Source organism: Modestobacter lacusdianchii, from assembly GCF_054177765.1.
Genome location: NZ_JBJJTJ010000018.1, coordinates 38,176 through 51,828, shown reverse-complemented (window position 1 = coordinate 51,828; position 13,653 = coordinate 38,176). Strand labels below are relative to the sequence as shown.

Sequence of the window (13,653 nt, the reverse complement as noted above, 5' to 3'; positions counted from 1 at the left end):
GGGGTCGTCATGTCGACACCCTGACCCGGGTCCGCCGCGCACGCTAGGTTGCCCGGAGCGCCCGTCCGGAGGAGGCCCGTGTTCGTCCTGATCGCCCGGCTGACCCGCCTCGTGGGCAGCCGGCTGCACGGCTGGCGGCTGCCGCTCGTCGTCCTGGTGCTGGTCTTCCTGACCAGCTGGGCGGCGATGGCACTGGCCGAACCGGCGGGCAGCGAGCTGGTCTCGCCGGCCACGTACTGGTGGTACTTCGTGGTCACCGCCGCGACGGTGGGCTACGGGGACTTCTTCCCGGAGTCCGCGGCCGGGCGCGTGGTGGGCGTCTACGTGATCGTCGGCGGCATCGTCACGCTGACACTGCTGTTCACCCGCCTGGCCGACTACCTGCAGTCGGTGCGCGGGAAACGCCGGAGGGGTGTCATGGCACTGGAGCTCACCGACCACGTCGTCGTCCTGGGGTGGTTCGCCGGGCGCACCGAGAAGATGCTCGCCGAGCTCTGCGCCGAGGGGTCCTCCCGGATCGCGCTGTGCGCGTGGGACGACGTCCCGGAGAACCCGGTGCCGGAGGACCCCTCGGTCTCGTTCGTGCGCGGCGATCTGACGCACGCCGACGTGATGGCCCGGGCCGGGGTCGACCGGGCCCGCACGGTGCTCATCGACGGGCGCGACGACAACGAGACCCTGGCGATGGCCGTGGCCGTCGACCACGCCAACCCGGGGGTGCACATGGTCGCCGCGCTGCGCGACCTCGGACGCCGGGACAACCTGCGCTACGTCAACCCGCGGATCGCCTGCGTGCAGTGGCACATGCCCAACCTGGTCACCGAGGAGGCGCTGGACCCGGGGATCACCGAGGTCTACAGCGACCTGATGAGCAGCCAGGGGCACGGCAACACCTACTCGGTGCGCCTGCCGGCCGGGCCGGGGGTCACCTTCGGCGAGTGGCAGGTGCGGCTGGGGCAACGGTTCGGCGCGACCGCGCTGGCGGTCCGGGACGCGGGCGGCCTGACGGTGAGCCCGGCCTGGGACGCCCCGGTGCCGGAGGGGGCGACGCTGTACTACGTGGGCCGGGCCCGGATCGACGCCCAGGCGCTGCTCGCCGCCCGCTGAGGCGGCTCACTCCGGCAGGAGGGTGCTCAGCATCCGGGCGGTCATCTCCACCAGCGGCAGGTGACGGGCCAGCGTGCGGGGCTGCGCGCGGGAGGAGACCCCGCAGAGGGTGCCGAACACCTCGCCGCCGCGGGTGATCAGCGGGACGCCGATGTAGGCGGCGACCCGCACCGGGAGCCCGGTCTGCAGGTCGGCGTAGGCCGGTGTGGCGGCGGCGACGGTGGCCACCCGCGGGCCCAGGCCGCTGACCATCGGGCGGCAGAAGCTGCGCTCCCAGGGCACCTCCGTGCCGCGGGGCATGAGCGCCTGCGGGTGTGAGTGCAGCACCACCTGCATCGGCTCCTGGACGTGCGTCACCATCCACACGTCCAGCCCCACGGTGCGGTGCAGGAACGCGACCGAGGCACGGGCGGCCGCCGTCCAGTCCTCGAAGGGGACGACGTCGTCGTCCACGACGAGCGGGACCATGCCCGCGATGATCCTCGCTGTCGGACGCGGGTCAATGCGCCCGGCCGCTCCGGATCCGGTACGGCGGGGTCCTCCCCGAGCGTGATCATCGGGCAGCTCACCGTCATCGCGGCGTGCGGTACACAGGACGGGTGCCTCCCGAGCAACCGACGACGGCCGACCAGCTCCACCGCCCCGGGCCGTTGCGCTGGCTCTGGTACGCGCTGGGCGGAGGGCTGCCGGCCCGGCACCGCAGCTGGGTGCTGCACGACACGACCACGACCACCTGGGCCCACCGGCACGTCGCCCGCGCCGCGGTCCAGATGAGCATCCCGATCGCGCTGGTGCTGCTGCTGGTGCCCGGCCCGTTCTGGATCCGCGGCATGACCGCCCTCGGCGGGGTGCTGCTCGGGCTGATCTTCTCCACCGCCTACATGACCGAGACCACCGAGAACCGGGTGCGCAAGGCCGGTTACCCGGCCGGCACGGCGCAGGCGGTGCGGGACGAGGCCCAGCTGGGCCGGCAGGCCGCCGAGACGGCGAGGCGACGGGCGGCCGCGGAGAAGCGGGCCGCCCGGTACCGCGAACGCCAGGGCCGCTGAGTCACCGCCGGTCGAACAGGGTGACCTGGTCGGGCCGGGCGGTGAACGGGTTGGCCCACTCCGACGGCGTGCCGGTGATCGGCTGGGCGTCGGTGACCACCACGTACGGCGTGCCCGGGTAGACCGCGAGCACCCGGGTGGGGGAGGAGAGCTCCTCGGTGCGCTCGATCAGCTCACCGCGGCGCAGCTGCTGCGTCGTCCGGCGGCCGGACAGCTGCTCGCCGACGGCGGCGACCCACTGGGCGCCGTCCTCGGTGAAGGCGATCGACCGGACGCGCTGCCCCGGGGGCGCCGGCTCGCAGCCGGCGAACTCGGCGAGCGCGTCGTAGAGCCGCTCGGCCTGCTCGTCGTCACTGGCGCGCGGGAGGAAGAAGGCCACCATGCCCGCCATCCTCACCGGTGGTGCCGACGGTTCAGCGCAGCCGGCGCCGGAGCAGCTCGTCCTCCTTGCGGAGCACGACCGCCATCAGCTCACGGACGGCGCCCTCCGCCTGCCGGCCGATCAGCGGGGCGTCGACCGTGACGTCGCCGGTGACGGTCGACCGGGTGCCGCCGTCCGCCGGGACGAGGCGCCGCTCCCCGGTGACCCGCACCGGCCGGCCGAAGACCTCCGAGTGCACGTCCAGGTCGCTGCGGTGACCGCCGGCGCCGTCCGGGGCCCAGGCGCTGCGCTCGGTGACGGCGACCGAGGAGCCGACGAAGCGGGCGAACACCGGGGGGATGCCGGCCGTGGGCGCCGACAGCCGGGTGGTCGTGGTGGCGCCCGTCGCGGTCGCCTCCTGCACCTGCGCGCCGAGCGCCGCGGCCCGGTCGCGGAGGAACTGCTCGTCGGTCAGCAGGGCGAGGACGGCGTCCGGGGTCGCGGGGTAGGTCTGCGAGATGTCGATGGCCACGACCCCATCCTCGGGGGTCGCGGGACGGGCCGCCCGGGGTCGTCGCGTGCCAGGCTCGGAGGGTTCGATCCGCGAGACCTACTAGGCGCGCGACAAGAGCTGACACACCGAGCACTTAGCCCGGTTCTTCTTCGGAGGAAATGGGCTTTTCGCTGTCGTCATCCATGTTCGGTGTGACCATCTCGAAGATGTACCCATAGTCGATTGGCACACCTACCGTCATGTAGTCGTGCAAGCGCACCCCAGCAATGCCTATGTAAGCCATGAGCCTTCTGCGGTGTTCGAGGTTGTAGCTTTCCTCATTCCCGGGCTGGCCGATATGTTGTACGAACATGGCAGATCGTACGCAGAATTCGCGCACGCCGTCGTCTTCGATGAAAGTGCCGTATTCGTTGAACCGCGCACCTATGATCAAAGTGCGAGCGGTGAGGTCGCCCTCCAGATAGCTATTAGGACTGGTTAGTATGTCCTCTCGCAAACCACGCACGTACTCCAAGAGTTCACTCTTGTAGCGAACCTGTTCGGCAGCCTTGGTCTTGTAAGCTTCGTCTCGCCTATCATGCCAGCGCTTCAAGAAGTACAAGCTGATCACAACGGCAGCACTGCCGGAACTTCCCAGCACCGCTACATAGACACGCTGAGCAAAGTCAGACCAGATAGTGTCCGTATAAACAAGCAGTGCTGTGAGAAACAGCAACCCGCAGGCGGCGTACAGCACATAGGACCATCGGCGCTGATTCTCAGGAGTCACAGGCCCATCATGCCTGACTGATGTTGGCTGCCGGCGCCCAAGACGCGACTGCCCGGCTCACTTCTGCGGACCAGGCTTGTTGCTCTCCTGACGCATCCTCCACAGCTCAAAGAGGATCTGCATGACGACCGGCGCAAGCGCGGTAGCAAGCTCGGAAATGTCCATGAGGCGAAGGCTAGGGCTAGCCCCCCACAGGTGTGCAACCCCACTTCTGCGTGTCGTCTTCCTCCGTCGCGCGGGCCCCCGTGGCGTCACGCACCTCTTGTGTCGTCTTCCGACCCAATGGCCCCATTGGTGCCGCGCCGATCAATCTCTTCGCGCCCGTGCGATGACTCTCCACTATGCACCTGCTGTACGCATCTTCTTAGCCACTTAGGTCAAGGTCTTCCGGAACGGGGTAATCAAGCAATCGCAAGTCCGAAAGTCGACCGCATCGTTCATCGGCACTGGGGCAATTGCTTCCTGTGAGGTGCAGTGTCGGTGCACACTCGCCACCTTCTAGGTTTCAGTGGTGGGGCGGGTGGGGCTCGAACCCACGACCCAGGGATTATGAGGTATCTCAGGGCCCTTCGCCGACCTGCATGATCATCGGTGATTTGCGTTCTGAGCTGCGGTTTCATGGTTGGCGGCCGATGGCCGTCGATGGTCCGAAACGGCCCTTTTGTGGGCACCGTGTGGGCACGGTGTGGGCACGGCGGGTACGCATACCAGGCAGAGGTACCCGGCTCACGCATCCCGGCTGGAGCGGTCGGGTCGCTCCGGCGGTGTGCTGCCTGCGGGGCTTGGCGCCCGTCGGGGATACGCCTACACTGAGCCTTGCCTGTCGCGCTGAGCTTCAGGAAGTGAGCCCGGCTCCTCTCCGGACGGTGAGCGGCCGGGCTTCGCGCTGTCTACAGCGCCGACACGTCCTCGGCGGCGGTGATGTCCGCGATGCGCGCTCGCCAGGCACCTCCGGCGGAATGGCTCCAGGCCAAGGCGTCGGCGACCCACAGAAGCGGGTCGCCGTGCGGCGGCAGGTGCACGTAGCGAAACGGTTGGGGTCGGGCGAGGCGGCGGAGTTCCTCGACGAGCACCTGACGGTCGCGCTGATCGCGCCCTTGGCGCGACTCGATGATCAGTCGCTGCACCCCGCGGTCGAGAAGCGGGTCGACCATGCGACGGAAGCTTTCGGCGCGGACGTCGGTATCGCGGCCCTTGCCGTAGAAGGCCAGCGCCGACAGTTGGCTGCTGCCTACAACTGCGTCGAGAATCTGCCGGCGGCGGCTGTCGCGCTCGGTCACAAAGTGCCACCGCCGCTGCCCGGGCATGCAGAACGACCGAACGAGCCGGCGTAGCGCGTCTACGTCTCCGTCCGCGACGACCGCGACGCACACGTGGTAGTTGGACCCACGGGCCGACTCATCGACGAATGCCTGGGCGGTCAACCGGCTGCCAGGCGGGCCCGCTCGACTTCACCTCTGTGATGCCAGGCGCCAGGCTGGATCGGCTCCCTCAGCTGCTGCACGAGCAGCATTCTGGACGACCGGCGAAAGACCGGGGCCCGGGCATGCGCGAGGAATCCGGCTCCCACGTCGGCAGCACGCCCGCGGTATCGGCGACGCGCGTCCCACCCGATCAGCGTGCCAGCTGCCTCGGTCGCGGGAAGGGCGCTTCGCGTCCCTTCGGGATCGGCCTGCGGCCGACCCTTCCCTCGACCCGCGGCAGCCGGACCGGGCGGGTTGTGGGAAGCGCAGGGGAGTGTGGACGGCGGGCGTCGGTCAGTGGGTGGTCCCGTGGGCCGGAAGCTCACTCCAAGGGGACCGTCGTCCCGACGGGTGATCGTCGTCCTGGACAGAAGGGCCCCAGACTGATGAGCTGTCGCGTACGGCCAGCTGGCCGATCAGGTTAGCGCCGCTGCCGGTAGTGCCTCAAGGTGGCGCCGGAGCCACCAATACCACCCGTCAGACAGCCGCACGCAGTAGTCCGGTGCACCGCCGGCCTGGATGCGTAGGCCATCAGGATCGTCGTCCATGACGTAGAGCTGAACGTCTTCTGGAAGCGAGGCCCGGTGTGCCAGCTCGCATCGCAGCCACTTCCACATCAGCTGTTCAAGGCTGACCAGCTGGCCTCGGTGCTCGATCGCGATGGACCAACTGTGCCGGTCGGCGATGAAGGTGCGGAAGGCGTCGCCGTCCTTCATGTCGGGACGCTCGTTGCGAGCTGCGGCGGTCACGGCGATTAGGAGGTTAAGCAGTGCACCCTCGCGGCGACCGCGCGTCCAAAGCACATCCGCGTCCTCAAGTCGGTCCGCAATGCTCATGGTCGTCCTTCTGTCGTTGACCTCCGCGGCCGCCTGACGCTGCCTGGCCATGATGCCCGTGCGCGGATCGGCCAGCGGGAGCCGACCACTAGCGTGTGACCGTGTCCGGCTTCGAGTTGCTCGCGGCCCTCGTCGGCTCTTTAGCGTGGCCTGTCGTTGTTCTCGTTGTGGCGGTGCTCTTTCGACGCCAGCTCGCCGCTCTGCTTACCCGGCCCTTCACGAGCCTCAAAGCCGGACCGGTGGAGCTGGTGTGGGACCGCGAGATCGCCGAGGTCGAAGCGGAACTCGGCGAGCCTGGCCTGCCGGAAATTCCACGACTCGACGGTGCTCGGCCGAGCGAGCAGCTGGCCGAGGTTGCCCGTATCGCGCCGGCCGCGGCCGTAGTGCAGGCATTCGCCCGCGTGGAGGCGCAGTTGCGGCAGCTGCTCCTCGACGCCGATCTTGACCCCGGCCGAGGTAGCGCGATGCAGCTTGCCCGCCGCGCGCAGGAGGCAGGCCTGGTACAGCCGGAGACGGTCAGGGCTATCGAGGGCATCGCGGTGCTGCGCAACCTCGCGGCACACGGGCACGAGGCCGAACTGGACGAGCCCCGGGCCCTGGACTACCTCGCGTTGACCGACGCCGTGATCTACGCCTTGACGCAAGAGGGCCGCAAGAGACCCGGTGGTGATGCCGGACCCGCCGCTTCCCGGTAGTCGAGGAGGCGGCCTTGGCCGGCGACGCGTCACGCGACGGCGTCTCACTACCAAGATCACTCCCTGTCGAGTCAGACTAGGGAGGTGATCAAGGGGGAGCAGGGAAGCCGACTGTGAAGGCTTCGGACCTCGAGCGGGAACAGGTCCTCGACTACTTCGCGGCTCAGATGGCCGACGACCCGGTGGTGCACCTGGAGAAGGTCGCGGTCGAGCGGGTTGGCTCGGTGCTGCACGACATCTGGGACGTGCACTGCAAGGGCAGCCACTGGTGGGCAATCAGCAACTCGCTGAACTACTACTCGCAGGACGACTTCAAAAGCCGGGACGTCGCGCTGACCTTCCACGTCGGGCTCATGGTGCGCATCGCCAGCCGCGAGGAGGTCCCAATCACCGAGGAGGCCGCGGGACTGCTTCCGCGAGCCTGGCGCCTGTGGGAACAGGCAATCGAGTCCCTCGACAGCGGCCGCGAAGCCGAGGACTTTCAAGCCCTCGGGGTGCGACTACGCGAGGCGATGGTCACCTACGCCGACGAGGTTGCCGATGACGCACTGGTGCCAGAAGGCGACGTCGGCCCCAAGGCAGCTGACGTGGTGGGCTGGACCAACCTGCTGGTCGCGCACCTGGCCGAGGGACCTTCCAGCAAGCAACTGCGGTCCTATGCCATCAAGCTGACGCGCGAGACGTGGGACTACGTCAACTGGCTGACGCACGCGAAGAACGCGATCGCCTACGACGCGCACATCGGTGTCGCGGCCGTGAGCCACTTCCTGTCGATGATGACCGCGGTATGTCTGCGCGCTGGGACCGGCGCGAGGAACAGGTGCGAGAGCTGCGGCTCCTACCGGATGGTGACCGGTTCCTGCATGCGCTGCGGCTGGCAGGATCTGAACTACGTAGCGCCGGATTCCCGGCAGCTGACTGAGATGGAGCTTGCCGTACGACTGGCGAAGCCTTGCGTGCCCAGTTCGGACATCTCCACGTTCATGTCACCGGACGACTACCGCTAGACCATCCCTCAGCGGGAACGGTCAGGGTCGATTGCGTGTCCCCGCCCCGGCAGACACGGGTGAAGCCGCCTCCCGCAGCTGGGGGGTGAGGACACAGGGTTCAGCGGCCTAGCAGACGGACGCCGACGTAGGCGACAGTGCCGACGAGGAGCCAGGACAGCAGCCCGAGGAGCAGGGCCCGTCCGCCGGTGCGGCGGAGGGTCGGCAGGTGAATGCCGGTGCCGAGGCCGACGAGGGCGGCGGCGAGCAGCACGCCCTGGACGGTCTTGGCTGCGTCCAGCACAGGTGCGGGCAGCAGGCCGGTGCTGGCCAGCGCGATCGCGCCGAGGAAGCCGGCGACGAACAGCGGAAGCAGCGGCGGGCGCCGCCGGTCGGCCGTGGCGCGGGCCGTCCCGCTGGTCGAGGCCCTGACAGCGGCGCGACGGCGAGCCAGGCTCATCCCGGCGACCAGCGGAGCGAGCAGCACGACACGGCTGAGCTTGACCACCACGGCGGTGGTGAGCGCGCCGGGGACCCGGTTGGCGGTGGCGACGGTCTGCCCGACGTCGTGCACGCTGGCGCCGACCCAGCTGCCGAACGCCACCGGGTCCAGGCCCAGCGGGTCGCGCAGCAGCGGCAGCAGCAGGATCGCCAGGCTCCCGCACAGCGTGACCAGGGCGACCGCAACGGCGGTGTCGTCGTCGTCGCCGCCCGCGGTCTCCTCCATCGCGGCGACCGCCGAGGCCCCGCAGATCGAGAAGCCGGTGGCGATCAGCAGCGAGCGGGCCGGGGGGACGCCGAGCAGATGGCCCAGCAGCCGGGTGCCGGCGAACGTCACGGTGACGGTGACCACGACGACGACCGCGCCCCCGACCCCCAGGTGCAGCAGCTGCGTCAGACCCAGCTGCAGCCCAAGCAGTACGACCGCGATCCGGAGCAGGCGGTGCGAGGCGACGTGCGTGCCGACGTGCAGTACCGGACGGTGCAGGCCCAGGTTCGCCACGAGGGCGCCGAGCGCGACGGCCACCGTGGAGGGGTTCACTGCGGGCAGCAGCTGGGACACGCCGAACGCGACCCCGGTCGCCGCCGCAACCATCAGCAGCCCCGGCAGCGGGGACGAGGCGCCGGGCGGCGGCACCGGCGGGCAGCTGGGCCGGCAGCGGCTCGGCGAGCGCGAGCCGTGGCGGACGGCGTGGAGCAGCGTGTTCATGGCACCTCCTACAGGTGGTCGGACTCCACGATCACGCGGGAGCGAGACGGCCGGTAGCCCCGACGCCCTGATGCACCCATCAACGATGCCGATGGGTTGCCATAGCATTAGCCGATGCGGCTGCGCCATGTTCCGGATCTCGACTCGCTGCAGTTGCTGCTCGAGGTCGCCGACGGCGGCAGCCTCGGACAGGGCGCCGCACGACACGGAATCAGCCAGCCTGCGGTGAGCGCCCGGGTGAAGGCGATGGAGCGCCTGGTCGGCTTTCCGCTGCTGACCCGAAGCGCCCGCGGGTCGAGCCTGACCCCGGCCGGCGCGCTTCTGGCCGACTGGGCTCGCACGGTGCTGCAGGCCGCGCAGGTCCTCGATACCGGCATCGACACCCTGCGCGCCGACCGGACAGGGCGGCTTCGCGTCGCGGCCAGCCAGACAGTCGCCGAGCATCTGCTCCCCGGCTGGCTGGTCCGCCTGGCCGCCGACCACCCCGACACCGCGGTGAGCCTGGACGCCGGCAACAGCGCGCAGGTCGCCGCCGCCGTTCTGGCTCAGCGGGCCGACCTGGGCTTCGTCGAGGGCCCCGACCTGCCCGCCGGCCTGACCGGACGGGTCGTCGCCCGGGACCGGCTGGTCGTCGTGGTCTCCCGCGCCCACCCGTGGGCCCGGCGTCGCAAGCCTGTCGAGGCTGCCGAGCTCGCCGCCACCCGCCTGGTCCAGCGCGAAGCCGCCTCCGGCACCCGCACCTCACTCGAGCTCGCCCTCGCCGCGTTCGCACCCCTAGCCGTACCGCTGCTAGAGCTGTCGACCAGCAGCAGCGTGCGGTCCGCGGTCGCCGCCGGCGCCGGCCCGGCCGTGCTCAGCGATCTGGCTGTCCGCGATGACGTCGCCGCCGGCCGGCTCGTCCAGGTCCCTGTCCGTGGCGTCGACCTCACCCGCCAGCTCCGGGCCATCTGGCCATACGGCCAGCGCTTGGCCACAGCCAGCATCGACCTCCTCGCCCTGATCGCACCGCCGGGCCGCCCGAACGCGTCGATCCCACCCCGAGCAGCGCCCCGGGATGGACCGGGCGGCACTGGAGCAGGTAATCATCAACGCTGAGGCAGTGGAAACACGCGCCGCGGAAGCATGCACCGCCTCGACGCTCAACCTTGAAGCCGCACGAGAGGTAGCGCGGCTCAACCGGATGGCACCGGCCCCCGCCTCGGAGATGCTGGACGCCGCCCGTCTGCTCCTGCCGCCCGAGTCGCAACAAGCGTCATCCCTTACCGACCGCATGTGGCCGGCCTGGCTCACACCCTCGAGACCCGGCCCGTCCAAGCAGGCATCCCGAAACCCGACCGGCCTGCAGGGCCCCTCGAGTCAGCAACCGCCGCCCCGAACGCGGTCTCGCAGCGGGAACGTCGACCGGGAACGTCGCACAGCTTGGAATGAGTCCCCGGGGCGGCATCCCGTAAGACCCGCCCGGTGACCTGTCCCGCAGCTGTGGGACAACCGGGACAGCCTCATCAGACTCCTCATGGCCGAGAGAGCTGCGTCGCCCGTCCGCTGCGGCACCCAACACCCCACCGCCTGTGCGGAAGAACGGAGGGCCCGTGAGTGCCACCGGCACAGCGGGACGTCATCGTCGCGAGGAACCGGCGAGTCGTCATCCTGTTTATGATCATCGACGGCTGTTAAAGGCGTTTGAACAGATGTCTGCGATTGCGCGTAACCATTAGCTATCAACGTTTATAGCCAACAGTCAGGCCTTTACTGCAGAACGGCACGCATGCTACCAATGAGGTAGTCCGGGCCCCGCTTCGCGGGGCCCATCGTCGCTTCTTGGGGTGACATGTTGGTCATTGTCGAATGGCGTTGGAAATGCATGGTGGAATGAAGATCTACGCCGGTCCGCCAGCGGCCGCCCGGCAGTACCTCGAGGCCGACCGCGGCCGCGCTGATGACTACTACCTGGCCGAGGGCACCGGCCTGGCCCGCCGCTTCACGGCCACCGCCGGGCGGGTGGAGGAGCGTGCGCCGTTGACGGGGGAGACCTACGAGAGCTGGGTGGCCGGCCGGGACCCGGACACCGGCGACCCACGGGGGCGGCTACGGACCGACGAGCGGGCGGTGCGGTTCGTCGAGGTGGTGGTCAACGGCCCGAAGTCCTGGTCACTGGCCGCGGCTCTGCATGAGGACGTCGCCGCCGCCTACGACGCCGCCCAGGACCGCGCCGCGGCCGAGATCATCCGCTGGATCCCCGCCCACGCGACCACCCGGATTGGCCCGCGCGGCGGGCAGGTGCAGGTGCCGCTCGAGGTGCTGGAGGCGGTGACGGTGCGGCACTACACCTCCCGCGCCGGAGACCCGCACCGGCATCTGCACCTGCAACTCAACGCCCGGGTGTTCGCCGCCGACCAATGGCGCGGGCTGCACACCGTCGGCGTCCGCGACTTCCTCGCCGCCATCAACGGCATCGGGCACGCCGCGGTCGCTTGCGACCCGCAGTTCCGCGCCGCACTGGCCGCCCACGGCTACACCCTGGCTGCGACTGGAGAAATACTGGAGCTCGCCGAGCACATCGGTCCGTTCAGCGCCCGGGCGGCGCAGATCGGGCGCAATCTCGATCGCTACGAACGCGACTGGACCGCCGCGCACCCCGGCGAATCCCCGGGCCCGGCGCTGCGGCGAGCGTGGGACGCCCGCGCATGGGCCGACGGCCGCCCCGACAAGGTCACCCCGCGTTCGGGGGCCGACCTCACCGCGCGGTGGCGGGACGAACTGGCCGCCCTCGGCTACCGCGACCCCGACCGACCGGTCCAGCTGAGCCCCACCCCGATCGGCGTCCTGGACCGCGACCGCGCCGCCGACCAGATGCTCACCCGGCTGGCCGCCGGCCGCTCGGCGTGGAACGCCGCCGATCTGCGCGGCGAGGCCGAACAGCTCATCGCCGCTGCGGGGATTGTCGCTGACACCGCGGTGCGTGGGGAGTTGGCCGAGGATCTCACCGCCCGCGCCCTGGCCCGCTGCCGTCCGCTGCTGGCGCGCGATGGGGTGCCCGAGCACGTCCGGGCCTGGACGTCTCCGGCGGTGCTCGAGGTCGAGGCCGACCTGGCCGCCCGCCTCGCCGCCCGCGGCACCCACCACGGTGCACATGCCGACCTCCGAACGGACCGGGTGGCCGGCCTGGAACTGCTGGACCCCGGGCAGGCCGCGGCCGCGGCCGCGCTCGCCGGGAACCGGCCGCTGGTGGTGGTGGAGGGCGCGGCCGGCGTGGGCAAGACCACCACCCTGACTGCGGCCGGTCGACTGCTGGAGGAGCAGGGGCGGCGGCTGGTGGTGGTCACCCCGACCTTGAAGGCGGCCGGGGTCGCCGCCGCGGAGATCGGCGCCACCGCCGGGTCGGCGGCCTGGCTGGCCTTCCAGCACGGCTGGCGCTGGACCGACGACGGCGCCTGGACCCGGCTCACCCTTGGCCAAGCCGACCCGGTCAGCGGCGTCCCCTACGCCGGTCCGGGGTTCGCAGCCCGCCTCGCTCTGGGGGACCTGCTTGTCATCGACGAGGCCGGGATGCTCGACCAGGACACCGCCCGCGCCCTGCTGGTCGTCGCCGACGAGCACGACGTCGGGGTAGCGCTGCTCGGTGATCGTCACCAGCTCGCCGCCGTCGGCCGCGGCGGGGTACTGGACCTCGCCGTGCGCCGGGTCGACCCGGCCGCGCACACGACCCTCGAGAGGGTGCACCGCTTCACCCGCACCGACCAGGCCGGGCAGACGGTGCCCGACACTGAGTACGCCGACCTCACCCTGGCCATGCGCGACGGCGCGGATCTTGGCGGGGTGTTCGACGCGCTGGCCGCCCGCGGCCAGGTCCGCCTGCACGCCGACGCCGCTGCGCTGCGGGAAGCACTGGCCACCCTGGCCGCACAGCTTCACCGCCGGGGCGAGCAGACAGCGATCGTGGTGGACACCCGCGAGCAGGCCGCCGAGCTGGGTGCCGCGATCCGGGAGAGGCGAGTCGCCGACGGGCTCGTCGATGACGTCCGGGTCGCGGTCACCGGGGCGGGGCAGCGGATCGGCGCCGGGGACCGGATCGCCACCCGCCGCAACGACCGAGCACTGGGCGTGGCCAACCGGGACATCTGGACCGTCACCGCCGTCGGCTCCTCCGGGGCGCTGGCCGTCGTACCGGCCGACGTCACCCCGACCCGCGCGATCCCGGCCGATGTCACCCCGGGTGTCACCCCGGCGGGAGTGGGGGAGCGGGTACTGCCCGCCGGCTACGTCACCGCCCACGTCGAGTTGGCCTACGCCAGCACCGCGCACGGAGTGCAGGGCGACACCGTCACTTCGGCGCACGTGGTGATCGGCGAGCACACCGGCGCCGCGTCGGCCTACGTCGGCATGACGCGCGGCCGCACCGCGAACACCGCGCATCTGGTGGCCGCCGACCTGGGCGAGGCGTGGCAGCAGTGGATAGCGGTGTTCGGTCGCGACCGCGCCGACCTGGGCCCCGGCCACGCCGCGCAGCTCGCCGCCACCGAAGCCGCCCGCTACGCCCAGCCCCGCCCGCTCGACCCCGGCGTACCGCGGCCGGAGTCCGAGCGCCGCGGCCCCTCTCTCACCCGGGGCGGCGCAGCACCCGGCATCGGGCGGTGAGCCGCGCCTCAGAGAACTGCAGGCCAAC

12 protein-coding genes and 1 pseudogene are annotated in these 13,653 nt (G+C 70.8%); 6 read left to right on the top strand and 7 right to left on the bottom strand.

The genetic code is table 11. From position 1 onward, the window contains the following. Nucleotides 1-78: 78 nt before the first annotated feature. Nucleotides 79-1,107, top strand: a complete 1,029-nt coding sequence (locus ACJTNH_RS13900) for an ion channel (RefSeq protein WP_458176596.1) — start codon at nt 79-81, stop codon at nt 1,105-1,107. 6 nt (nt 1,108-1,113) lie between these two features. On the opposite strand, the gene ACJTNH_RS13895 is transcribed toward ACJTNH_RS13900, so the two are convergent. After that, on the bottom strand, nt 1,114-1,575 hold the full coding sequence (locus ACJTNH_RS13895; RefSeq protein ID WP_458176594.1) for a GAF domain-containing protein: 462 nt from the start codon (nt 1,573-1,575) through the stop codon (nt 1,114-1,116). A 131-nt stretch (nt 1,576-1,706) separates the two neighbouring features. On the opposite strand from ACJTNH_RS13895, the gene ACJTNH_RS13890 reads away from it, so the two are divergent. Further along, on the top strand, nt 1,707-2,156 hold the full coding sequence (locus ACJTNH_RS13890; RefSeq protein ID WP_458176592.1) for a DUF5313 family protein: 450 nt from the start codon (nt 1,707-1,709) through the stop codon (nt 2,154-2,156). 1 nt (nt 2,157) lies between these two features. On the opposite strand, the gene ACJTNH_RS13885 is transcribed toward ACJTNH_RS13890, so the two are convergent. The 5 genes from ACJTNH_RS13885 to ACJTNH_RS13865 all read right to left on the bottom strand — a co-directional run bounded on the left by ACJTNH_RS13885 (nt 2,158) and on the right by ACJTNH_RS13865 (nt 6,099). Next, entirely contained in the window at nt 2,158-2,538 is a 381-nt protein-coding gene (locus tag ACJTNH_RS13885) for a hypothetical protein (RefSeq protein ID WP_458176590.1), read from the bottom strand. Nucleotides 2,539-2,569: 31 nt separating this feature from the next. Further along, on the bottom strand, nt 2,570-3,049 hold the full coding sequence (locus tag ACJTNH_RS13880; RefSeq protein ID WP_458176588.1) for a DUF2505 domain-containing protein: 480 nt from the start codon (nt 3,047-3,049) through the stop codon (nt 2,570-2,572). Between the two features lie 115 nt (nt 3,050-3,164). Next, entirely contained in the window at nt 3,165-3,767 is a 603-nt protein-coding gene (locus tag ACJTNH_RS13875) for a hypothetical protein (RefSeq protein WP_458176586.1), read from the bottom strand. 923 nt (nt 3,768-4,690) lie between these two features. Then, the gene (locus ACJTNH_RS13870) at nt 4,691-5,080 is read right to left on the bottom strand and encodes a hypothetical protein (protein WP_164704599.1); all 390 of its coding nucleotides are present in this window, start codon (nt 5,078-5,080) and stop codon (nt 4,691-4,693) included. A 599-nt stretch (nt 5,081-5,679) separates the two neighbouring features. After that, on the bottom strand, nt 5,680-6,099 hold the full coding sequence (locus ACJTNH_RS13865) for a hypothetical protein (protein WP_164704600.1): 420 nt from the start codon (nt 6,097-6,099) through the stop codon (nt 5,680-5,682). A 101-nt stretch (nt 6,100-6,200) separates the two neighbouring features. Between ACJTNH_RS13865 and ACJTNH_RS13860 the strand changes: the two genes are divergently transcribed. Further along, a complete protein-coding gene (locus ACJTNH_RS13860) occupies nt 6,201-6,794 on the top strand; it encodes a hypothetical protein (protein WP_164704601.1) in 594 nt (197 codons plus the stop codon). Between the two features lie 113 nt (nt 6,795-6,907). Continuing rightward, a complete protein-coding gene (locus tag ACJTNH_RS13855) occupies nt 6,908-7,801 on the top strand; it encodes a hypothetical protein (RefSeq protein WP_458176583.1) in 894 nt (297 codons plus the stop codon). A 100-nt stretch (nt 7,802-7,901) separates the two neighbouring features. Here the strand turns inward: ACJTNH_RS13855 and ACJTNH_RS13850 are convergent, their stop codons facing one another. Then, nucleotides 7,902-8,990 (bottom strand): YeiH family protein, encoded by a 1,089-nt coding sequence (locus ACJTNH_RS13850; RefSeq protein WP_458176581.1) that lies wholly within the window; start codon nt 8,988-8,990, stop codon nt 7,902-7,904. Between the two features lie 114 nt (nt 8,991-9,104). Between ACJTNH_RS13850 and ACJTNH_RS13845 the strand changes: the two genes are divergently transcribed. Beyond that, entirely contained in the window at nt 9,105-10,085 is a 981-nt protein-coding gene (locus tag ACJTNH_RS13845) for a LysR family transcriptional regulator (protein ID WP_116452317.1), read from the top strand. 774 nt (nt 10,086-10,859) lie between these two features. Continuing rightward, nucleotides 10,860-13,544: pseudogene (gene mobF, locus ACJTNH_RS13840) on the top strand (MobF family relaxase); the annotation flags it as partial. Nucleotides 13,545-13,653: the final 109 nt, after the last annotated feature.